General features: G+C 34.1%; 17 protein-coding genes. 7 read left to right on the forward strand and 10 right to left on the reverse strand.

The genetic code is table 11. The features are described 5' to 3' along the window. Positions 1–58: 58 nt before the first annotated feature. Positions 59–1033, reverse strand: a complete 975-nt coding sequence (locus DMA14_RS19040; RefSeq protein ID WP_111426121.1) for a polyprenyl synthetase family protein — start codon at positions 1031–1033, stop codon at positions 59–61. Between the two features lie 233 nt (positions 1034–1266). Further along, entirely contained in the window at positions 1267–3588 is a 2322-nt protein-coding gene (gene metE, locus DMA14_RS19045; protein WP_111426122.1) for a 5-methyltetrahydropteroyltriglutamate--homocysteine S-methyltransferase, read from the reverse strand. Between the two features lie 157 nt (positions 3589–3745). Between metE and DMA14_RS19050 the strand changes: the two genes are divergently transcribed. Beyond that, the gene (locus tag DMA14_RS19050) at positions 3746–4207 is read left to right on the forward strand and encodes an Lrp/AsnC family transcriptional regulator (protein ID WP_012023598.1); all 462 of its coding nucleotides are present in this window, start codon (positions 3746–3748) and stop codon (positions 4205–4207) included. Between the two features lie 98 nt (positions 4208–4305). Beyond that, a complete protein-coding gene (locus DMA14_RS19055; RefSeq protein ID WP_111426248.1) occupies positions 4306–5652 on the forward strand; it encodes a deoxyguanosinetriphosphate triphosphohydrolase in 1347 nt (448 codons plus the stop codon). A gap of 69 nt (positions 5653–5721) precedes the next feature. On the opposite strand, the gene DMA14_RS19060 is transcribed toward DMA14_RS19055, so the two are convergent. The 4 genes from DMA14_RS19060 to DMA14_RS19075 are packed head-to-tail and all read right to left on the reverse strand — an operon-like array spanning position 5722 to position 10036. Further along, positions 5722–6723: a DUF3078 domain-containing protein gene (locus tag DMA14_RS19060; RefSeq protein WP_111426123.1), complete on the reverse strand. Its 1002-nt coding sequence runs from the start codon at positions 6721–6723 to the stop codon at positions 5722–5724. 32 nt (positions 6724–6755) lie between these two features. Further along, positions 6756–8543 (reverse strand): 1-deoxy-D-xylulose-5-phosphate synthase, encoded by a 1788-nt coding sequence (locus DMA14_RS19065; RefSeq protein WP_111426124.1) that lies wholly within the window; start codon positions 8541–8543, stop codon positions 6756–6758. A gap of 51 nt (positions 8544–8594) precedes the next feature. After that, complete coding sequence (locus DMA14_RS19070) at positions 8595–9224, reverse strand: hypothetical protein (RefSeq protein ID WP_111426125.1); 630 nt, start codon at positions 9222–9224, stop codon at positions 8595–8597. Then, a complete protein-coding gene (locus DMA14_RS19075; protein ID WP_111426126.1) occupies positions 9224–10036 on the reverse strand; it encodes an energy transducer TonB in 813 nt (270 codons plus the stop codon). Before DMA14_RS19075 ends, DMA14_RS19070 begins: the two co-directional genes overlap by 1 nt. Before the next feature lie 60 nt (positions 10037–10096). Between DMA14_RS19075 and DMA14_RS19080 the strand changes: the two genes are divergently transcribed. From DMA14_RS19080 to DMA14_RS23025, 3 genes are read left to right on the forward strand one after another with little or no spacing between them, the layout of a single operon-like run. After that, a complete protein-coding gene (locus DMA14_RS19080) occupies positions 10097–10540 on the forward strand; it encodes a nucleoside deaminase (RefSeq protein ID WP_111426127.1) in 444 nt (147 codons plus the stop codon). Positions 10541–10551: 11 nt separating this feature from the next. Continuing rightward, complete coding sequence (locus DMA14_RS23020; RefSeq protein ID WP_238990005.1) at positions 10552–10791, forward strand: hypothetical protein; 240 nt, start codon at positions 10552–10554, stop codon at positions 10789–10791. A gap of 59 nt (positions 10792–10850) precedes the next feature. Further along, positions 10851–11183: a hypothetical protein gene (locus DMA14_RS23025; RefSeq protein ID WP_238990006.1), complete on the forward strand. Its 333-nt coding sequence runs from the start codon at positions 10851–10853 to the stop codon at positions 11181–11183. A gap of 31 nt (positions 11184–11214) precedes the next feature. On the opposite strand, the gene DMA14_RS19090 is transcribed toward DMA14_RS23025, so the two are convergent. Next, positions 11215–11748, reverse strand: coding sequence for a hypothetical protein (locus tag DMA14_RS19090; protein WP_111426128.1), 534 nt, complete (start codon positions 11746–11748; stop codon positions 11215–11217). A gap of 286 nt (positions 11749–12034) precedes the next feature. On the opposite strand from DMA14_RS19090, the gene DMA14_RS19095 reads away from it, so the two are divergent. Both DMA14_RS19095 and pbpC read left to right on the forward strand, forming a co-directional pair. Continuing rightward, entirely contained in the window at positions 12035–17722 is a 5688-nt protein-coding gene (locus DMA14_RS19095; RefSeq protein WP_111426129.1) for an alpha-2-macroglobulin family protein, read from the forward strand. Positions 17723–17947: 225 nt separating this feature from the next. Further along, positions 17948–20323, forward strand: coding sequence for a penicillin-binding protein 1C (pbpC, locus tag DMA14_RS19100; protein ID WP_111426130.1), 2376 nt, complete (start codon positions 17948–17950; stop codon positions 20321–20323). A 1-nt stretch (position 20324) separates the two neighbouring features. On the opposite strand, the gene DMA14_RS19105 is transcribed toward pbpC, so the two are convergent. The 3 genes from DMA14_RS19105 to DMA14_RS19115 form a co-directional block, all read right to left on the reverse strand. Beyond that, positions 20325–20834, reverse strand: a complete 510-nt coding sequence (locus DMA14_RS19105) for a hypothetical protein (RefSeq protein WP_238990007.1) — start codon at positions 20832–20834, stop codon at positions 20325–20327. A gap of 157 nt (positions 20835–20991) precedes the next feature. Beyond that, positions 20992–22536 (reverse strand): Rne/Rng family ribonuclease, encoded by a 1545-nt coding sequence (locus tag DMA14_RS19110; RefSeq protein WP_111426131.1) that lies wholly within the window; start codon positions 22534–22536, stop codon positions 20992–20994. A gap of 381 nt (positions 22537–22917) precedes the next feature. Then, entirely contained in the window at positions 22918–23208 is a 291-nt protein-coding gene (locus DMA14_RS19115) for an HU family DNA-binding protein (RefSeq protein ID WP_007805026.1), read from the reverse strand. Positions 23209–23265: the final 57 nt, after the last annotated feature.

Genomic DNA, 23265 nt, shown 5'->3' on the forward strand with positions numbered 1-23265 from the left:
AGCGCTTTTTTTGTACCAAATTCTTCTGCTGAAAAAATAGACTTGAAGGTAAAAACAATTAAACCTGTCTTCCTATTAGACTTTCTGCAAAATCTCTTAATAATTTTTTATTATTCTCTTCTATATTGATTTTGTCTAAAATTTTTGAAGCTTTAAAGGTATATTTTTTGATGGATTCTTGTGTCGCTTTGGGCACTCCAGATTTTAGAAATAATTCGGTTATGGCTTTAATTTTATTTGTATTGTCTTTAAGACGAACAGCGTATAAATTTTTTAATAGTTCTTTTTCGGTCTCGGTTACAATTTCAAGAGCTTTAAAATATAAGTAGGTTTTTTTATTTGAAATAATGTCGCCACCTAAACGTCTACCAAAAGTGGGGGTATCACCAAAAAGATCCAAGTAATCATCTTGTAACTGAAAGGCTAGACCTATATTAATCCCAAATTCATAAATTAAATCGCAATTTTCTTGTGATGTTTGTGCTATTATGGCTCCCATTTTCATTGAAGTTCCTATAAGTGCACCAGTTTTATATTTGATCATTTTTAGATATTCTGACACCGTAACATCTTGGCGTGTTTCAAAATCAACATCCAGGATTTGCCCCTCACATACTTTTATTCCCATTTTGTTAACTGCTTTGATTAAGTCCTTGAAAAGATTTGGTTCATAATTTTGCAGATGCTCATAGGTTAGAATAATCATTGCATCTCCGGCAAGAATAGCGGTGTTAGTATTCCATTTTTTGTGTACAGTTGGTTTTCCTCTTCTAATAGGATCTTCGTCTATAATATCGTCATGAATTAATGAAGAATTATGAAAAACTTCAATTGCCAAAGCAGCTGGCAATGCTAATTTATAGTCTGCTCCAAAAAAATCAGTAGTTAGTAGAGTAAGCGTTGGCCGTAATCGTTTTCCCCCCATAGCCATTATATATTCTATGGGATCATATAGATTTTTAGGTTCTTTATCTATAATTTGGGTTTCTAAATAACTAATAAAAAAATCTGTGTATTGAGCTGTTGAATACATAAAATTGTAATTATTAATTTGTAAATAGCTAAAATACAGAATTTTAAATATTGTTTTGTAAAAAGAAGAAAAGTTTTACGAATTAACACGAGGCTGAGTGAAAGAGAAAAAAACTAGCTTTGAAAGGTTTGTTTATTCAATAAAAATAAATACCAACAAAATGAAGCCGAACCGAATCATAACTAATATTCGGCCTCATTTGCTGGCATAAAAAACAAAAACTATTTAAGGTATTAAGTCACGGGATTTTCGACTGATGCTCGCATTTCTTGAGCTGCTGCAACCATTTCGATCAATGCTTTTTTAGTTTCGTCCCAATGGCGGGTTTTTAAACCGCAATCTGGATTTACCCATAATTGATCAACTGGAATTACGGCCGAAGCTTTTTCTAATAAACGAACCATTTCTGCGCTTGATGGAACACGTGGAGAATGGATGTCATAAACTCCAGGGCCAATTTCGTTTGGATATTTAAAGTCTGCAAAAGCATCTAGAAGTTCCATTTGAGAGCGCGAACATTCAATAGTAATAACATCGGCGTCCATGTCAGCAATGTTTTGAATGATGTCATTGAATTCGCTATAACACATGTGTGTATGAATTTGCGTATCATCGTTTACACCACTTGCAGAAATTCTGAATGCACGAACTGCCCAATCTAAATATTTCGCCCATTCTTCTTTTCTTAGCGGAAGGCCTTCGCGAATAGCTGGCTCATCAATCTGAATGATTTTAATTCCAGCTTTTTCTAAATCAACAACTTCATCGCGAATTGCCAAAGCGATTTGTGTACAGGTTTCAGAACGAGGCTGATCGTTTCGAACAAATGACCATTGCAAAATCGTTACAGGTCCAGTAAGCATTCCTTTTACCCATTTTGAAGTTAGAGATTGTGCGTATTGTGACCATTTTACAGTCATTGGATTTGGACGAGAAACATCTCCATAAATAACTGGCGGTTTCACACAACGGCTTCCGTAACTCTGTACCCAGCCGTTTTTGGTAAAGGTGAATCCGTCTAATTGCTCGCCGAAATATTCTACCATATCGTTGCGTTCAAACTCGCCATGAACTAAAACATCGATTCCTGTTTCTTCTTGAAAACGAATTGTAGCTTCGGTTTCCTTTTCGATTAAATCATTGTATTCCTGAGCTGTTAATTCTCCTTTTTTGTATCTCGCTCTCCAGCTTCTCACTTCAGCTGTTTGAGGGAAAGATCCAATTGTTGTGGTTGGAAATAAAGGCAGTTTTAAAGCTTCAATCTGGCTTTTTCTTCTTACTGCAAAAGCACTTTTGCGTTTATCGTCTGAAACTGTAATTCCTGCCACATGCGCTTTAACTTCATTATTGTGAATTAATTTTGAAGTTTTACGGTTTTCGTTTGCCAAAACATTTTCTTTGTAATCAGCTGAATTTTCAGGATTCACTTCGTTTGAAGCAAATTGTTTTAAAAGAACAATTTCGCTGATTTTCTGTTTAGCAAAAGCCAGCCATTGTTTGATTTCGGGAGTTAAAATCTGATCGTTTGTTTCTAAATCCAAATCGCATGGACTGTGAATTAGTGAACAAGAAGGAGCAATTAAAATTCGATCGGTTCCTAAAGCATCAGTAGCTTTTTTGATTAATTCTAAAGATTTTTTGAAGTCATTTTTCCAGATATTTCTTCCGTCAACAACTCCAAGAGAAAGATTTACATTTGGAGCTAATTTTCCAGATTCTAAAATATCGTTTAATTGAAGTGGACAGCGTACTAAATCTAAATGGAAAGTATCGACAGGCAAAGCCAAAGCAGTTTCTAGATTTTCTCCAAAACAGTCGAAATAGTTGGCTAAAACAACTTTTAGTTTTGGAAAACGTTTGTTGATTTCATTGTATACTTTCGTGAAAACACTTCTGTCTTTATCAGTTAAATTTAAAGCCAAGAAAGGCTCGTCGAACTGAATATATTCAGCATTTTCTGCTTCTAGTTTTTCTAAAATCTCGAAATAAACAGGCAATAAAGCATCAATTAGATCAATTCTATTAAAACCTTCTTCTTTTTCTTTTCCTAATAAAAGATAAGAAACGGGTCCAATTAAAACTGGTTTTGTTTTGATTCCTACTGAATTTGCTTCTTTAAATTCATTGATTATTTTTTCAGAAAACAATTCAAACTTTTGGTTCTTTGTGAATTCAGGAACAATGTAATGATAGTTGGTGTCGAACCATTTTGTCATTTCCATTGCCACAACATCCTGTCCGTCTTTTTGAGAACCTCTTGCCATTGCAAAATACAAATCTAGAGATGAATTGCTTTTTGCTAATTCATGATAACGTGCCGGAATTGCTCCAAGGGTTAGAGTCAAATCTAAAACTTGATCATAAAAAGAAAAATCATTAGACGGAATTAAATCAACACCTGCTTCGGCTTGTAATTTCCAGTTTTTAAGACGGATTTCTTTTCCTGCATCTATAAGTTCTTCTGCTGAAATTTTTCCCGCCCAATACAATTCGCTGGCTTTTTTCAGTTCTCTGTTGCTGCCAATTCTTGGGTAACCTAAGTTGTTTGTTTTCATTTGTGATTCAGTATTTTTTACTGAACAAATGTACGTTCTTGGTTTTTATAACTTATATTTGACTTTTATTTTAGTAAAATGTGTTTTAAAAGTGTGTTTTAAAAGATTTAATTACTTTTAAAATCTGTAAAATGAACTTGTAGCAGTAAAAAAAACTATGGAAAACCTAGATAAAACCGATTTGTTGATCCTGAAATACCTTCAAGAAGACTGTAATATCAATACAAAAGACCTCGCAAGTAAATTATTCTTGACAGTTACTCCCGTTTACGAAAGAATAAAAAGACTGGAAAGAGACGGTTATATTACCAAATATGTAGCGCTCTTAGATAAGAAGAAAATGAATCGCGGAATGACAGTGTTTTGTAATGTACGTTTAAAAGAACACGCCAAAAACGTAGGAAGCAATTTTGTAAAAGATATCGTGGCGCTTCCAGAAATTATCGAATGTTATAATATAGCAGGTGATTACGATTTTATGCTGAAGATTTTAGTGCAAGACATGGCTAGTTATCAGGATTTTGTAATGAATAAATTATCGACTATTGAAAACATCGGGAATACGAACAGTATTTTTGTAATGGGAGAAATCAAACATAGCACCGCTTTAGAGTTTTAAAGCAGAAGAAATTCCTAAAATAAAACGTATTTTTGAAATCTAAAATCATCAATTTAGATCAAAAATCTAAAATCGTTAATCTACAATCTAAAATTAAAATGAACTGGGAACAACTTTTATCATTAAAACGTCAGGGCGATACAAGCAAAAGATTACGTGTAGAACAAGATGATACTCGTTTAGGATTTGAGGTTGATTATGACCGAATTATATTTTCTTCCGCTTTTAGAAGTTTACAAGATAAAACACAGGTTATTCCGCTTTCTAAGACAGATTTCGTACACACGCGCTTAACGCACAGTTTGGAAGTTTCTGTTGTCGGGCGTTCGCTTGGGCGTTTGGTTGGAAAAAAAATCATTGAAAAATATCCTTATCTGAAAGAAGTTCACGGTTATCATATGAACGATTTTGGAGCTATTGTTGCTGCAGCTTCATTGGCGCACGATATTGGGAATCCGCCTTTTGGACATTCTGGCGAAAAAGCAATTGGCGAATATTTTTCTATCGGAAATGGTCAGAAACACAGAAATCAGCTTACTGATAAACAATGGCAGGATTTGATTGATTTTGAAGGAAATGCCAACGGATTTTCAGTTCTTACAGCAAGTCGTCCAGGAATTGAAGGCGGACTTCGTATTTCGTATGCAACTTTAGGAGCTTTCATGAAATATCCAAAAGAAAGTCTTCCTAAAAAGCCAACAAATAATATTTCCGATAAAAAATACGGATTCTTTCAATCTGATAAATTATTCTTTGAAGAAGTAGCCAAAGATATGGGAATGATTGCCAATAAATCTGGTGAAGATATTGGTTTCGAAAGACATCCATTGGCTTATTTAGTCGAAGCAGCAGATGATATCTGTTACACAATTATTGACTTTGAAGACGGAATCAATTTAGGTTTGGTTTCTGAAGATTTTGCTTTAGAATATTTGATTAATCTGGTAAAAGACAATATCGGGGTTTCTAAATACAAATCATTAACTACAAAAGAAGATCGTATTAGTTATTTACGAGCTTTGGCTATCGGAACTTTAATTAATGATGCGGTAAATGTTTTTGTTGAAAATGAAGAAGCGATTCTTGCAGGAAACTTTCCTTATGCTTTAACAGACAAAAGTAAATACAAAGCACAGATGAACGATATTATCAAACTAAGCGTTGATAAAATCTACCAAAGCCGCGAAGTGATTGAGAAAGAAATTGTGGGTTATCAAATCATTCAGACATTATTGGATAAATTCATTACAGCATTCAATAATAAATATGAAGGAACGGCTTCAAATTACGATAAATTAATTTTGAAAATGCTGCCAGAGAAACATCATTTGGAGAAAACGAATCTATACGAACGTTTACTGCATATCTGTCATTACGTTTCGCTTCTTACAGATGGAAATGCTCTTGAATTGTATGAAACAATTCAAGGACAGAAAAAGCGTTAAATCGATTCGTTTGCAATAAAAAATGCCTCTTTCATTAATTTTGAAAGAGGCATTTTTTATAATTTTTATTTATTTGAAAGCGTAAACCAAACCAACTCCCAGAACTTGTCTTAACTGCATTCTAGGTCCGTCATTTACTTGAGTTGTTGCTCCTGTAGTTGGATCAACAACGTCTTTTTTCGTTTTAATATCGTCGTCATAAATTAAGTGGACTCCTATGTTTGCTTTTACATAAGCATTAACAACAAGATCAAGACGAGTGTCATAATCAATATCGACATTTCCGAATTTGTTCAAATAGTCGGTATATAAGCTTAATCTGTTTTCGTAAAAAACGTTTTTATAGATTTCGTTTTTCATATAAGCTGTAAAAAGTATACCAAATTCGGCTTTTACCTTTTGCCCATTTTCAATCAATATTTGCTGAGTAGGATCTAGCGGATCTGGTGCATAAACCGCTTTCTTAACCCCGAAAGAACCTTGGTCTGCAAGATATTGATCAAGTACTAAAGTGGTTTTTAATGTAATAGGAGAGAAGTAAAATACTCTGTTTTTTTCTTTGTTTGAATTCTCTGCTCCAGCTCCCAGAAAGATATAAGCCGGTGCAAAAGGTTTAGAAATGGCAACATCACGGTTTGGGTAATTATAACCATCTGTAAATTGTGTGTTGAAATTTAATTTAGAAGAGTAATACCAGTCTGATGCAGTATCTTTTCTGAAACCATAAGTTGAGTTGAACTGAAAGGCGTCATCTGTTTTTCTTAATTCGATTCCGTCTTGTTTATTTAAACCATATTTTACAATAAGCTCGTTTACCCATTTATGATTTTTCTTTGTGTAAGTTCTTCCAAATTCACCTTTAAATAAACCTGAAATAGAACTTGTTCCCCCCGCGCTCCAGTTTACAAAAGCAATTTCGGAAATGTCAAAACCAACCTGATTCTTTCTGCTCCAGTTGGACGGTGGTTTAGGTGCTTGATTCGGACTTAAAGTGGTTTGTATAATCTGGGCAAAGTTATTAGAAGTACACAAAAGCAATAATAGCAAAAGGGTAGAACGCAATAATTTCATTTAGGTAATTTTTTTTTGGTGTCGCAAAATAATTATTTTGAACCATTAGAAAAAAGATTTATTAAACTTTTAACGTCAATTTTACACAATTGTTGCAGTTGATTTACCGTTCCATGCTCGATAAATTCGTCTGGAACACCTAAAATTTCAATAGAATTTTTGAAATCATTTGATGCTGCAAACTCTAAAATTGCGCTTCCAAAACCACCATTTTTAACCCCTTCTTCGATGGTAATAATACGTTCGAAAGTTGAAAAAATGGTTTTTAAAGCATTGATGTCTAGTGGTTTAATAAAGCTAAAGTTGTAGTGGGCGATTTCGTTAGAATTGGTAGATTCTTTTAAAGCCTCTATAACATTATTTCCCATTGTTCCGGCCGATAGCACAGCAACTTTCGTACCATCTTTCAAGCATTTTGCCTTGTTCCAATTTATTTTTTCGTAATGTCCGAAATTTTCTACTTCCCAATTTGGAAGGACTCCGCGGCCTCTTGGATATCGAATCGCAATAGGATGATCTATTCCCAATTGAACCGTATATAAAATATTCTGAAGTTCAATTTCGTTCAGCGGAGCATAGATTACCATATTCGGAATCGAACGCAGATATGCGATGTCAAAAACACCATGATGCGTTGCGCCATCTTCGCCTACTAAGCCCGCGCGGTCTAGACAAAAAATTACAGATAAATTTTGCAGCGCGACATCATGAATTACCTGATCGTAGGCACGCTGTAAAAATGTAGAGTAAATATTGCAATATACAATCATGCCCTGAGTTGCCATTCCAGCCGCAAGCGTTACAGCATGCTGTTCGGCAATACCCACATCAAAAGCACGTTCTGGAAATTCGTCCATCATAAATTTTAATGAACTTCCAGATGGCATTGCAGGTGTGATACCGATTATTTTTTCATTCTTTTTGGCTAAATCTAGAATAGTTAAACCAAAAACATCTTGATATTTTGGAGGAAGATTTTCTTCGGGTTTTAAATGAATTTCTCCAGTCGAAGCATCAAATTTTCCAGGAGCATGATATTTCACCTGATTCTCTTCAGCCTGCTGTAAACCTTTTCCTTTTGTAGTTACAATATGAAGGAATTTTGGTCCTTTTATCTTTTTAAGACGATTTAATTCTTTGATTAATTTAGGAAGATCATGACCGTCTATTGGTCCTGAATAATCAAAATTCAATGACTTAATGATATTATTTTGTCGCGGATTTTTTCCATTTTTAACCGAAGTAAGATATTTTTTCAGAGCACCAACGCTAGGATCAATTCCGATGGCATTATCGTTTAGAATAACCAAAATATTGGCATCGGTAACTCCAGCGTGATTTAAACCTTCAAACGCCATTCCGCTCGCAATTGAAGCATCGCCGATTACGGCAATATGTTCTTTTTCAAAATCGCCTTTTAATTTTGAAGCAATCGCCATTCCGAGTGCTGCAGAAATCGAAGTAGAGGAATGTCCAACGCCAAAAGTATCGTAAACACTTTCGCTTCTTTTCGGAAAACCCGAAACTCCTCCAATTTGCCTATTAGTGTGAAAAATTTCTCTTCTTTCGGTCAAGATTTTATGCCCGTAAGCTTGGTGTCCAACATCCCAAACCAATAAATCATTAGGAGTATTAAAAACATAATGCAAAGCAAGTGTAAGTTCTACAACGCCCAAACTTGCTCCCAAATGCCCTTCTTTTACAGAAACAATGTCAATAATAAACTGACGAAGTTCTTGAGCAACTTGAGCAAGCTGTTCTTCTTTTAAAAGACGCAAATCGGCAGGATTGTATATTTTGGAAAGTAAATCGCTTTTCATTGTAAGGTAAAAAGCAAATTTACGGTTTTAAATTTAATTTTCCCCAGAGTCTTATTTCAATAAAATAGGAACGGAATATTGCATTCTAACTTTTTTTCCATTCGATTCTCCAGGCTGCCATTTCGGACATAAACTTAAGACTCGGATAATTTCTTTTTGAAGTGGTTCTTCAACGGCTGGCGAACACTCAAGAAAAGAGACCGAACCGTTTTTTTCTACAGCAAATGCGAGAGTGAAATTGAGTTTCCAATAACTTACATCTTCTGGTTTTTTATATTCTTTCATAAAAAAGTTATGAAATTGTTCTATTCCGCCTGGAAATTCTGCATTTGTATTTGAAATAGGTTTTAGAGTTGAGGCAGAATCATCTTTTTTTACTTTGTCAGATTTTGAAGATTTGTTTTCATCAACTTCTTTAGTTGCTATTGGTGTGGTTTGTTTTAATTCAGTTTGCTCTGCTTTTGATAAATCTGGTGTTTGATTTAATTTTTTAGTGTTAATTGCAGTTGTATCCAAAACATCTGGTTTTGCTGTCAAAGTGTCTTTTACAGTTCCAATATTCTTAACTTCCTGTTGTTTATCTTCTTTTTTTTGGCAACCGAAAAAAGTAATAACCACAGACAGCATTGACAAAAGCAATTTGTAGTTTGTCTGAGCAGTTATTTTATGTTTTATTTTCATTATTTAAATGTAATTGGCAAAATGAAAGTTGATCGAACACTTTGATTATTTGTTTTTCCAGCAATCCATTTTGGACCAGATTCTAAAACTTTAATAACTTCTGCTTCATTTTCTGATGAAGTGTTTTTAGTTACTTTGAAATTAGTCAAAGTACCATCTCTTTCTACTACAAATAAAACCGACATTTCTCCTTTTTTTGAAGCAGTGTAATTGTTTGCAAAATAAGAATAGAATTTTTTCATTCCACCTTTTGGAGCAGGTAAAATGTCCAAATCAACAGTATTATATATGATGCTATATTTAAAACTATAATATTCAATAGGTTTAGCAGGAACTACCATTCCCATTGTAACTCTTTCTCTCTCTATTTTTGTTTTTTTCTTTTTAGATTCAATTTGATGCCCATAACATGAAGAAACATCTTCATCTGGACTTTGTGTGTTATTGTCAACAATTTCAATTTGGTCAATTTTCTTCTTATTTCCTTCTTTATCTGCACAGCTAAATAAAGTTGTTCCCATTGCAATAAACAAAGCCAGAAGAAACATTTTATGGTAACTTGTTTGATTGTATAAGGTTCTGCTTGGAATTTGAATTATAATTGATTCTAATTGTGAATTTCTAAATCTTCCGCAAATTTTATTGTTTTGATTTTGAATGAAATAATACTGAATTTCCTCAGGAAGCATAGAAGTAAAATCCATAACCGTTTTAGAGCAGCTAAGACAAAAACGTCCATTTTCAACTGGCGTCATTTTGTCCCAGTCTTCATGACATGGTTCTGGTATTGTTATTTTATGATTTCTTTCCATATTTCAATTTCAAAATTTAAATGTAGTAAAAATAATGAGTAAAGTTTTACTTTTGCATTTATGGAAAATCCTTTTACTGACGAATATTTCATGAAAAAAGCTTTACAGGAAGCAGAAGAAGCCTACTCAAAAGGCGAAATTCCTGTTGGAGCTGTAATTGTTGTGGCTGATAAAGTTATTGCTAGAAGCCATAACTTGACAGAATTATTAAATGATGTAACAGCTCATGCCGAAATGCAGTCTATTACCGCAGCAGCAAACTTTCTTGGCGGAAAGTATTTGAAAGACTGTACGCTTTATGTAACGCTTGAACCTTGCCAAATGTGCGCAGGTGCTTTATACTGGAGTCAGATTTCTAAAATCGTTTTTGGCGCACGCGACGAACAACGCGGATTTATGAATATGGGAACCAAATTGCACCCAAAAACGACTGTTGTTTCTGGCGTAATGGCGAATGAAGCTGCAGATTTAATGAAACGTTTTTTTCTGGAAAGAAGAAAATAAAACTAATTGGCATGATGGATTTCTCAACAATAAAAAAGCTTTTTGGTATTACTGAACCTAATGGTTTTGCCGAAAATGAAATTAAAATTGTAAAAGATATTTTTGAAGATCTTCCGAAAGTTTTTATTGATTATTATACTGAATTAGGGAAAATCCAAAACTTAAATCATACACAGGATTTATTAATTATACCAGAGCGTTTTCAATATTATAAAAATGATGATTATCTAATATTTTATTCTGAAAGTTAAAAAGCTTGTGTTTGGGGAATTCATGAAGAGGATTTGTCAAAATCTAATCCGCCGTTTACATGAGTTATGATGAAAAGGAATGGAATCTGGAAACAGAAACCTTAACCGATTTCTTTACTGCAATGGCATTTCTTCAGGCTAGTTTTGCTTTAGAATATACTGCTGAATGTTTTTATGAAATTGATGATAAAGCCTTAAAATTTATTACTGAGAGTTATAGTAATAAAGGAGTTTCTTTTAAACAATGGACAGAAGGAATAGAATTTTATGGAAATCATGAAGATGAAGTGATTCTAATAATGGGTAATAATCAACTTTTTTATTCCTCTAATACAGAAGAACACTTTCTTGAAATGGATAAAATTTTGTCAAAATTGGGAACAGAGTTTTAAACGTTTGTAAGGATGGAGAGATTTTCTTTGTTTAAAACAAACTCATCAAATAAATTGTTACAAATAGTAGAAAGCCGTTAAAGCAGATAATATTGTAAAATGAATTTTCGGAGATTGCTTTTTTTGAGTGTAATATTTTTAAACTGACAGCTATAGATAAAAGAATTATAAAACAGCAATAAAGTTCAATACCGTTTGGATTTAAACCGTTAACAAGATATTTTGAATAATCTGCATCTTTTGATTTAACCTTTGTAACGCTTTTTAATAGTAGAGTATATTCGATTTCTATATCATCTTCCTCTACCAGAAAGTTTTTGGTTGAAAAAGCATTTTGTTCTTTTGTGTAATAATTATAGGAAACTGTATTTTTTGAGCGCCCATTTCTATTTTTTCCAACATTTTCAATGTAGTAGTCAATATTGTCGTTTGTACTTGTTTTTGGTAGTAAATAATAATCTATAAAAACAATAGAAATCAGAAAAGTAATTAAATACAAAATACTGATAACTTTCTTTTTATTGTTGGTTACAAATTTCTTTTCTATAAAACTTCTTTCTGGCATTGCTTTAATTTTGATTGTGTGCGAATATACTGTTTTATGTATAATGTAAATAAATTGGTCTCATGAAAATTGGTCTCTAGCCCAGATAGAAGCGGCATCCTTTTCCTGCTTCTTTAGCAGGGAAAAGATATAGCGGATAGCTGGAATTTGCTCCTAATCAATATTACAATGCGCTGTAAGGTTGAACAAAAGTTAAATAATCATTATTAGAGAATTTTCCTCTTAAAGATTCGGAAAATATTTTACTTTTATACTAGTTTATTAACCGACTAACTCTAGATAAAAAGTGAAAGTAAAAGGATTATTTCTCGTATTTTTTGTGTTTTTTATTTTTCAATCTTGCGGACGTAAATCAGCTGCAGATTTCAATTCCGATTTTTCATTATTCAAAGATTACATTACGAGTTTTACAGGCGGTATTGTCTCTTCAGATTCTGATATTCGTGTAGTTTTGGCTTTCGATAAAAACGATTGGAAACCTAATCAGGAATTAGATGACGATTTGTTTGATATTTCGCCAAGTGTTCACGGAAAAGTCATAGCGCTTTCAACAAATACTTTAGCTTTTATTCCAGAGAAAAAACTCAAAATGGGAACAGAATATCAGGTTACATTAAACTTAGATAAACTGACTGCTATTCCAAAAGAGAAAGAAAAGGAGCTGTCTAAATTCAACTTTACGGTTAAAACAGTAAAACAGGATTTTACGATAAATACTGGAGATATTCAATCTTACAATAAAGAATATCAATATTTAAACTGCGTTTTGAAAACAGCAGATAATATTGATTTGGAAACAGCTCAAAAACTAGTTGAGGCCAAACATAATGGAAATAATCTTAAAATTAAGTTTGAGAAAACAAATGGACCTGCAAAAGAGTTTCGTTTTATAATTGATAGTATTCAGCGTCAGTCAGAAGCTTCAAATCTAGAAATTATTTATGATGGAAATGATTTTGATATTGATCAGAAAGGACAAATCGATTTCCCGATTACGAGTATCAACGAATTTAAAGTTATAAAAGTTGAAATTCCAGATGGAAACAATCAGCAGGTTTTAATTAATTTCTCCGAACCTTTAGAAAAAGGTCAGGATTTTGCTGGATTGGTTTCGATTCAGAATACCAATAATTTGAAATTTTCTACACAAGGAAATTTATTAAAAGTATATTTTACGAATCAAAATGCACCTAAAAAAGAAAAGACTGTAACAGTAGTTGCAGAAGAACCAGTTGCTGTTGCTGTAGATTCCGCAGCAGTTGTAGTCGATTCTGCTGCAGTAGCAGTTGATTCTGCCGCCGCAGTTGTAGAAGATGCTGTTGAATATGTGCCAGACGAAGAACCAGAACAAGTTGTTACGGGCGAATTATTATTGGAAGTTTTTCAAGGAATAGAAAGCCAATATGGCAAAAAACTAGAAAACAATTACAGCGAAAAAATCTCTTTCGACCAGATAAAACCAAACGTTCGTTTTATTAAAAATGGAACGATTCTGCCAAGTTCAAATAATTTAAAATTGAATTTTGAGGCCGTAAACCTGAGTGCAGTTGATGTAAAAGTGTATAAGATTTACAAAAATAATATTCTGCAGTTTCTTCAATACAATGAACTAAATGGCGGACAGAATCTCAAAAAAGTAGCGCAGCCAATTGCCAAAACTACTTTGAATTTAAGGGAAAGCACGCTCGTAAATCTCTCTAAATGGAATACGTATGCTTTAGATTTATCTAAAATCATTAAGCCAGAACCGGGAGCAATTTATAGAGTTGAGTTTGTTTATAAAAAGAAATATTCGCTTTATAAATGCGAAACATCAGAAGGAAACGATGATGAAGCCGAGGAAGAAGAAGTTGATGAAAACGACGTAAATTACAGCGGAAACTCTTACGACGATTATTACTATTATGACGATTATGACTGGAGAGAAAGCCAAGATCCTTGTACAGGTTCTTACTTTTACAATGCCAGAATTGCAACCAATATTTTAGCATCAGATTTAGGGGTCATTGCCAAAAGAGGCGAAAATAAATCGTACTTATTTGCTGTAAACAATATCGTTACAACTGAGCCAGTTTCAAACGCAAGAGTAGATTTATACAACTTCCAACAGCAAAAAATTGCAACAGAAGCAACAAGCAGCGAAGGTATTGCATCTTTCCAATTGGATAAATTCGCCTATTTTGCAATTGTTACTTTAGGAGATCAGTCAACTTACGTGAAGTTGGACGACGGACTTTCATTGTCTGTTAGTAATTTTGATGTTGCCGGAGAGACTTTGCAAAAAGGTTTAAAAGGATTTATTTATGGAGAAAGAGGTGTTTGGCGCCCTGGAGATAATTTGTATTTGTCATTTATTTTAAATGATGCCGCGAATAAACTTCCGAAATCACATCCAATTAAATTCAGATTAAATGATCCGAATGGAAAGACGGTTTATCAAACCGTTCAGAAAACGAATGATTTAAACCATTATGCTTTTATAGTGCCAACAAACCAAGATGCGCCAACAGGAAACTGGGAAGCAATGGTAAGTGTTGGTGGAGCTAAATTTTATAAGAGCATCAAGATTGAAACCATCAAACCAAATCGATTAAAAATCAAGAATACCTTTAGCAGAAAAACACTTTCGGCTTCGTATCCAAATACAGACAATCTTGAGGTTACTTGGCTTCATGGAGCAATTGCCAAGAATTTGAATGTAGAAATGCAGGCGAAATTCTCGCAACAAGCGACCACTTTTAAAGGTTATGAAAAATATACTTTTGATGATTTGGCACGTCAATTCAGTACAGAAGAAATCAACATTTTCTCTGGAAAATTGAATGAAAACGGAAAAGCATCGGTAAACATTCAGCCAAGATTACAAGGTCAGGCACCTGGAATGTTGCGTGCATCATTCATTACAAAAGTGTATGAAGAAGGAGGAGATTTTAGTACAGATGTAATGTCAACAACTTATTCTCCGTACAAAACATACGTTGGAGTTAAAACGCCAGAGCTGAACAAATATAGCATGCTTGAAACGAGAACAAACAATCGTTTTGATGTTGTAACGGTTGATGAAAACGGAAGGCCAAAATCAGTTCGTAATCTCGAAGTAAGGGTTTATAAAGTAGATTGGAGATGGTGGTGGGATTCTTCGAGTGATAATTTATCAAATTATAACTCGTCGAACGCAACGACTTCATATAAAACCTTTGTCATCAATACTGATTCAAGCGGAAAAGGAAGTTTCCAATTTGCTTTGACAGACGAAGAATGGGGACGTTATTTAATTCGTGTTGAAGATGGCGAGAGCGGACATGCATCTTCTTTAACCGTAAATATCGACTGGCCAATCTGGTCTGGAAAAACTCGTAATAGAGATGCTTCAACGGCCAATATGTTAGTATTTTCTACCGATAAAAAGAATTATGCAGTTGGAGAAAAAGCGCAAATATCTTTTCCTTCAAGTGAAGGCGGACGTGCATTGATTTCTATCGAAAACGGATCAAGAGTCGTGCAGACTATTTGGGCTGAAACTAAAAACGGAGAAACAAAAGTTGAAGTTCCGATTACAGGAGCAATGGCGCCAAACGTATATTTCAATATCACGTTGTTGCAACCTCATGCTTCGACCAAAAACGATTCGCCAATTCGTATGTACGGAATTGTTCCAATTGAAGTGGTTGATAAAAATACTATTTTGGCACCAACTCTGAATATGCCAGATGTTTTAAGACCAGAACAACCATTTACAGTAAAAGTAGGCGAGAAGTCTGGTAAAGAAATGACGTATACAATTGCGGTTGTAGATGAAGGTCTTTTGGATTTAACTCGTTTTAAAACGCCAAATGCATGGGATAGTTTCTATGTTCGTGAAGCTTTAGGTGTAAAAACATGGGACGTTTACGATGATGTAATTGGCGCTTATGGTGGAAAAATAAATCAGATTTTCAGTATTGGTGGTGATCAGGATTTAGGAGGCGGAAAAGCGAAAAAAGCAAACCGTTTTAAACCTGTTGTATTGTATTATGGACCATTTAAATTAGGAAAAGGAGAAACAAAATCGCATCAGTTAAAGTTGCCGAAATATATCGGTTCAGTTCGAACAATGGTTGTGGCTGGAGACGCAAATACAAGCGCTTACGGAAGTGTTGAAAAAGCAACTCAGGTTAAAAGTCCGTTAATGGTACTGGCTTCATTGCCTAGAAAGATTTCGCCGTCAGAAAAAGTGACATTACCAGTAACGGTTTTTGCAACTGAAAATAAAATCAAAAATGTTTCAATTCAGGTTAAAACCAGCAACGGATTGAAAGTTATGGGAAGTGCGGTTCAAAAACTAAATTTTGCACAGCCTGATGAAAAAATGGCGTACTTCAATTTGGTTGTAGGATCCGCAACTGGAATTGCAAAAGTTCAAGTAATTGCGACATCGGGAAGTGAGAAATCAACTTATGATGTTGAGATTGATATGACGAATCCAAATCCCGTTACGAGCACTTTTACAGATGTTGTTTTAACGCCAAACAGTACAAAAACTATTTCTTGGAAAACATTTGGAATCGCTGGAAGCAATAAAGCAAGATTGGAAGTTTCGTCAATGCCGTCAATGAATTTGAATGGAAGATTACAATTCTTAATTCAATATCCGCATGGTTGCGTGGAACAGACAACTTCGTCAGTATTCCCGCAATTATATTTAGGCGATGTTGCTGACATTGATACGAAACGTAAAGATTTAATTCAAAAAAATATTGCAGCCGGAATTCAGAGATTAGGTAATTTCCAATTATCAAATGGTGGAATGCCTTATTGGCAAGGAAATGCAATTGCAGACGATTGGGGAACTTCTTACGCGGGACATTTCTTAATTGAAGCAGAGAAAAAAGGATATGCGCTGCCAATAAACTTCAAATCAAAATGGTTATCATATCAACAAAAAGAGGCAAAACAATGGCGTTTTGAACCTAAATATGGAAATGATCTGGCTCAGGCTTATAGATTGTACACTTTAGCTTTAGCTGGAAATGCCGATTTATCATCAATGAACAGATTGAGAGAAACAAAAGGCATTTCAAATGAAAGTATGCTTCGTTTAGCAGCAGCTTATGTTTTAGCAGGTCAGAAATCAGCTGGACAAAGTTTATTCCTGAAAACTAGTATTGATGGAAGTTCAGACGGATATAGTTATTACTATTATGGTTCAAGCGAAAGAAACAGAGCAATGGCTCTTGAAACGATGCTTCTTTTAGATCAGAAACAAAAAGCATTTGTGACAGCTTCTAAATTAGCGAAAGAAATGTCTGCCAATCAATGGATGAGTACACAGACAACGGCTTATTGTTTATACGCAATGTCGAAATTTGCTGTAAGCAATGGTCCAAAAGGAATTAATATTCAGTTTAGTAAAAACGGAAAAGGAGAGACCATAAACACAGGTAAATCGGTTGCAGATCGCAGTTTGTCTGTTGCTTCGGGGGCAAACAGTATTACGTTGAAAAACAATAAAGCTAATACGGTTTATGTTCGTGTATTAAACACAGGAATTCTGCCAATCGGACAAGAAAATGCTGTTCAGAGTGATGTTACGGCTTCTATTGTCTTTAAAAACAGAAAAGGAAGCGTAATTAATGTTTCAAGAATCAATCAAGGAACTGAATTTGTTGCTGAGGTTACAATTAAAAACCAAAGAGGAGAAAGCATTCAAAACGTAGCATTATCGCAGATTCTGCCTTCAGGATTCGAAATTGTAAATACTCGTTTTACAGATTATGGAGACGCGGTAAACAACATTGCTGATTATATTGATATTCGCGATGACAGAACTAATTTCTATTTCGGAATGAAAGCTAGAGAAACCAAAGTTTTCAGAATTCTGCTAAACGCATCGTATTTAGGAAACTATTATTTACCTGGATTACAATGCGAAGCAATGTATGATAATACATTCTTGGCAAGAACAAAAGGTTTTTGGGTTGAGGTAGTGAAATAAAGTTTTTTAGCCACAGATTGTGTGGATTAAAAGGATTTTTAAAAATCTGCGAGAATCATTTTAATCTGTGGCAAAAAAAATCTTTGTGATAAAAGGCCTCCCGCAGATTTTGCAGATCAAGCAGATAAAATAAAATCTGCCAAATCTGCGAGAGAAAAACTGTGTGTCCCGATAGTTATCGGGATTGCGAATAACTTAGCGTCTTTGCGGTTAAAAAAATAAGCATTGAAAAATAAATTAAAAGCGTTTTTCCAACGCATTCTAAACTGGATAAAAAGAAACAAAATAAAATCAGCAATTGCATTTCTGCTTTTGCTGATTTACTATTTTTCAATACCTCGCACTTTATTCAAAGAACCTTATTCAACAGTTATAGAAAGTAAAGAAGGAGAACTTCTTGGTGCTAAAATCGCACGCGACGGACAGTGGCGCTTTCCTGCGCAAGATAGCGTTCCGGATAAATTCAAGAAATGTATAGTTTATTTTGAAGATGAATATTTCTACAAACATCCTGGTTTTAATCCAGGGGCGATGATAAATGCTTTTAAGCAAAATAGAAAAGCTGGTAAGGTTGTTCGAGGCGGAAGTACATTAACACAACAAGTTATTCGATTATCGAGAAAAGGAAAAAACAGAACCTATTTCGAAAAAATCATTGAAATTATTCTCGCAACAAGATTAGAACTTGGATATTCTAAAAATGAAATTCTCGAAATGTACGCCGCACACGCGCCATTTGGAGGTAATGTTGTGGGATTAGAAATGGCTTCTTGGCGTTATTTCGGAGTGCAATCGAATCAATTATCATGGGCAGAAAATGCAGTTTTAGCTGTTTTACCCAATGCGCCTAGGTTGATTTATCCGGGAAAAAACCAAATTAAATTATTAAATAAAAGAAATCGACTTTTATTAAAACTGCATCAGGAAGGCATTATCGACAAGCAGACGTACGAACTTTCGATAGAAGAACCTTTGCCTCAAAAGCCATATGATCTTCCTCAAATTGCACCTCATTTGTTACAGAGAGTCGCTAAAAACGAAGAAGGAACAAGAGTAAAAACTACTATTGATTATGCTTTGCAAAATCGTGTCAATCAAATTGCTAGGTATTATTACAATCAATACAAGCAGAATGAAGTACATAATTTAGCAATTTTGGTAATCGATGTTCAGAATAGAAATGTAATAAGTTATGTGGGAAATTCTCCAGCAGATGCAGATCATCAAAAAGATGTTGATATTATTGATGCGCCAAGAAGTACAGGAAGTATCTTAAAACCACTTTTGTATGGCGCAATGCTTGATGACGGCGAATTATTACCGAATACTTTAGTAGCTGATATTCCAACGCAGATTTCTGGATATACGCCTCAAAATTTTAATTTAACTTTTGATGGCGCTGTACCTGCGCATCGCGCATTATCTCGTTCGTTGAATATTCCTTCAGTTTTAATGCTTCAGGAATTTACAGTAAACAAGTTTTACGAAGAGCTTCAAAAATTCAAACTAAAGAATATTAATAAAACACCCGATCATTACGGTTTGTCGCTTATTTTAGGAGGAGCAGAAAGTAATTTGTGGGATTTATGCCGAACGTACGCGAATCTTTCATCTACGGTCAATTATTACAATAAAAATAAAGGGCAATATAGAACCAACGAGTTTACAGAACTCAATTACAAAAACGATTTTAAGCCTGATTTTGGCTCTGAAACCGATCAAAAGAATATCTTGGGCGCAGGATCAATTTGGTTAACCTACAACGCAATGGAAGAGGTTAATAGGCCCGAAGGTGACGAAGCTTGGAAATTTTATGACAGTTCGCTTAAAATTGCTTGGAAAACAGGAACAAGTTTCGGAAATCGAGATGCATGGGCAATTGGAACAAATTCAAGATATGTAGTTGGAATTTGGGTTGGAAATGCAAATGGAGAAGGAAGGCCAACTTTGACAGGAGTAACCAGTGCTGCACCAATTTTATTTGATGTTTTTAATTTACTGCCGAGACAAAGATGGTTTGACACGCCTTATAGCGATTTGGCTGAAGTTGAGGTTTGTCGTTTAAGCGGTTATTTGGCAAAAGACAACTGCCCAAAAATCAAACAATGGGTTACTAAAAAAGGTAAATCGACCAAAGTTTGTCCGTATCACAGAACAATTCATTTAGATAAAACAGAACAGTTTCAGGTAAACAGCAGTTGTGAAAGTATCGATAATATTGTCACTAAAAATTGGTTTGTATTGCCACCAGTTATGGCGTGGTATTACAAAAGCCAGCATATTGAATATTTGCCACTACCTCCATTTAAAGAAGGTTGCGAGGGAACACAAACGACAACAATGGATTTTATTTATCCGAAAGCCAATAGTAAAATCTACTTAACAAAGGATTTTAATAGCAATGTACAGCCCGTAATTTTAAAAGTAGCTTATTCTGAAAGAGATAAAGAGTTGTTTTGGTATGTGGATGATGTTTATAAAGCAACAACAAAAACATTTCATGAACTGCCAATTACGCCAGCAACAGGAACGCATTATATCACGGTTGTAGACGCTTCTGGAAATGAAATCAGAAGAAAAATTGAAATTGTGAGGGAATAGGTTATTGTATGATATTAAGTTTGGTGTACACACCTTTATTTTTGGTAAATCGAAATGAGATTGAAGCGGTAAATCCCTCATAAGTTGGAATCTTTTCTTTGTTGTATGGAAATGAATATCCTAAGCCTAAATCTATCATATTAAATACAGTTAAACCGCCTATTGCATAAGCATTTTTAGAAGAACTGCCTGTTTTTACAAATAGAAGATATTCTGTATTGTATGATAAATGTACATCAGGAAGACCATAATAGTTGCCGTTATAGCTATTTGTAATTCCGTATCCAGCACCTAAAAAGAGCTTGTTTTTATCTTTGCAATCTAGGCAAAATTCAAGACCGCCTGTAAAAAGACTTTTATCAGCAATCGAGTAATTTACATATAAAATTGGCCATTGAGGAATTGTCGATTCAGATTTTGTGTTTTGAGCATTTGCTCTAAAAGAAAATAGTAGAAGTGCTAAGCAGTAAATAATTAACTTCCCTGATAATTTGTTAGGGGTAAAAGCCATATCAAAGTTTTAAATGTTCATTTATATATTTTAAATATATATAATTAACGGCTTATCTGAAATATATTTTTCATCCTTATAATCAATGACTAAAATTAACGGTAAAAAAAAGGCACAAAAAAACCGCCAGTCTTTCGAAAGGCGGTTTTTTGTTTTTTTATTCTGTAATAACATTTCCCTTTTTATCGTAGAAATGGTATTCTAAATACGTGTAAGCGTCACGAGGTATGATTTTCACCCATTTCTTATGTTCAAAAAACCATTTTGAACGTAATGATGGAAAACCTTTACTGAGGTATGCAGCCACAAACGGATGTGTGTTAAGCACAACCTTGTTGTGGGTTTTTAAAAGTCTTTCTAAATCAGCGGTGATCTTATCAATGATTAAAATTGGAGCTTCAATTTCACCATTATGTCTGTTAGGATCTTCCTCTCTGGTTTTGATATTTACTTCTGGTCTTACTCGCTGTCTTGTAATCTGGACTAAACCAAATTTACTTGGCGGTAATATTTTATGTTTTGCTTTATCGTCGCTCATTTCTTCTCGCAAGAAGTCGAACAAAACTTTCCTATTTTCTGGATTAGACATATCAATAAAATCAACTACGATTATTCCGCCCATATCACGCAAGCGCAATTGTCTTGCGATTTCTGCTGCGGCAATCATATTCACTTCCATGGCTGTGTCTTCTTGGTTGGTCGCTTTATTAGAACGGTTTCCGCTGTTTACGTCTATAACGTGAAGAGCTTCAGTGTGTTCTATGATAAGATAAGCACCTTTACTCATGGAAACAGTTCGGCCAAATGAAGTTTTGATTTGTCTCTCTATATTGTATTTCTCAAAAATCGGAGTGTCATTTGATTGATAAAACTTAACAATCGATTGTTTTGAAGGTGCAATTTCTTGCAGATATTCCTTCGTTTGATGGTACAACTCTTCATCATCTATTTGAATACCACTAAAGGTATCATTAAATACATCTCTTAATATCGAAGAAGCTCTGTTAAGCTCTCCTAATACTTTTGATGGATGATGAGCAGTTGGTAATTTTTTACACATTGCAGACCATCTGCCTAGCAGGTTCTGCAAATCTTTTTCTAATTCGGCTACGTTTTTGCCTTCGGCTACTGTACGAACAATAACACCAAATCCTTTAGGTTTGATCGATAGAACAAGTTTTTTTAGACGATCCTTTTCTTTTTTGTCTTCTATTTTTTGAGAAATAGAAACGCGATCAGAAAAAGGAACTAGAACGATAAATCTTCCGGCAAGAGAAAGCTCAGCACTTATTCTTGGGCCTTTGGTTGATATAGGTTCTTTAACTACTTGAACTAAGACAGATTGATTGGCACTTAAAATATCAGTAATGATGCCATCTTTGTCAATCTCTTTTTCAAACTGAAAGGTTTTTAGGGAGAAATCTTTTAATTTACCTGCGCTTACAAGTTTTATGAATTTCAGCTGAGAAGCTAGATTTGGACCCAAATCGTGATAATGTAAAAAGGCATCTTTTTCGAAACCTACATTCACAAAAGCAGCATTAAGTCCGGCAACTGGTTTTCTGATTTTGGCAATAAAAATATCACCAACCTGAAAGTTGCTTTTTTCTTCTTCTTTGTGTAATTCAATTAGTTTTCCATCTTTTAATAAGGCAAAATCTACTGCATCAGAACTAGATCTAATGATTAATTCTTTATTCACACTGTAAATTTTTATCCAGACTTTTAGTTTCAGGTTTTAGGTTTCAAGTTTCAAGTTTTACAACTCATAACTCATAACTCATAACTCATAACTGAATTGTAAGGATGGATTAAACAATATTTTTAACAGGTATTAACCCGGCGAAAACTAGCAGGCAGTTTGCAGTTCTAAGTAATCAGTGGACTGAAGACTAAAAACTGATGACTGAAGACTAATTTTCAATTTCAATGAACGTTTAAAAAGAAAAAAGTAGTTTAAAACTACTTTTTCTTTTTGTGGCGGTTAGCTCTCGCTCTTTTCTTACGTTTGTGAGTCGCTACCTTATGTCTCTTTCTTTTTTTACCACTTGGCATATTGTGTCAGATTTTATGTTAATTAATATTATTTTGCTTCGTTGTTTGTTTTAACCCCTTCTACAAAAACTTTTGCAGGTTTAAACGCAGGAATGTTGTGTGCTGGAATTTTAATAGTAGTGTTTTTAGAAATGTTTCTTCCAGTTTTTTCAGCTCTAGTTTTAACGATAAAACTACCAAAACCTCTAAGGTATACATTGTCTCCAGTTTCTAAAGAAGTCTTAACTTCTTCCATAAAAGTTTCTACTGTTGCTTGAACGTCTCCTTTTTCAAGACCTAGTTTCTCTGAAATCTTCGCTACGATATCTGCTTTCGTCATTTTCTTTCCTATTTTATTTTATAAATGGTGTACTATTTTTTTGAGTTTGCAAATATA

Source organism: Flavobacterium sharifuzzamanii, assembly GCF_003254585.1.
In the GTDB taxonomy this organism is placed as follows: Bacteria; Bacteroidota; Bacteroidia; order Flavobacteriales; family Flavobacteriaceae; genus Flavobacterium; species Flavobacterium sharifuzzamanii.

Coding starts and splice junctions, on each gene's coding strand:
- DMA14_RS19065 (WP_111426124.1), bottom strand. CDS start 8,543: ATGAAAAGCGATTTACTTTCCAAAATATACAATCCTGCCGATTTGCGT.
- DMA14_RS19070 (WP_111426125.1), bottom strand. CDS start 9,224: ATGAAAATAAAACATAAAATAACTGCTCAGACAAACTACAAATTGCTT.
- DMA14_RS19105 (WP_238990007.1), bottom strand. CDS start 20,834: ATGGCTTTTACCCCTAACAAATTATCAGGGAAGTTAATTATTTACTGC.
- DMA14_RS23025 (WP_238990006.1), top strand. CDS start 10,851: ATGAGTTATGATGAAAAGGAATGGAATCTGGAAACAGAAACCTTAACC.
- DMA14_RS19090 (WP_111426128.1), bottom strand. CDS start 11,748: ATGCCAGAAAGAAGTTTTATAGAAAAGAAATTTGTAACCAACAATAAA.
- DMA14_RS19060 (WP_111426123.1), bottom strand. CDS start 6,723: ATGAAATTATTGCGTTCTACCCTTTTGCTATTATTGCTTTTGTGTACT.
- DMA14_RS19115 (WP_007805026.1), bottom strand. CDS start 23,208: ATGACGAAAGCAGATATCGTAGCGAAGATTTCAGAGAAACTAGGTCTT.
- DMA14_RS23020 (WP_238990005.1), top strand. CDS start 10,552: ATGATGGATTTCTCAACAATAAAAAAGCTTTTTGGTATTACTGAACCT.
- metE (WP_111426122.1), bottom strand. CDS start 3,588: ATGAAAACAAACAACTTAGGTTACCCAAGAATTGGCAGCAACAGAGAA.
- DMA14_RS19050 (WP_012023598.1), top strand. CDS start 3,746: ATGGAAAACCTAGATAAAACCGATTTGTTGATCCTGAAATACCTTCAA.
- DMA14_RS19040 (WP_111426121.1), bottom strand. CDS start 1,033: ATGTATTCAACAGCTCAATACACAGATTTTTTTATTAGTTATTTAGAA.
- DMA14_RS19075 (WP_111426126.1), bottom strand. CDS start 10,036: ATGGAAAGAAATCATAAAATAACAATACCAGAACCATGTCATGAAGAC.
- DMA14_RS19055 (WP_111426248.1), top strand. CDS start 4,306: ATGAACTGGGAACAACTTTTATCATTAAAACGTCAGGGCGATACAAGC.
- DMA14_RS19080 (WP_111426127.1), top strand. CDS start 10,097: ATGGAAAATCCTTTTACTGACGAATATTTCATGAAAAAAGCTTTACAG.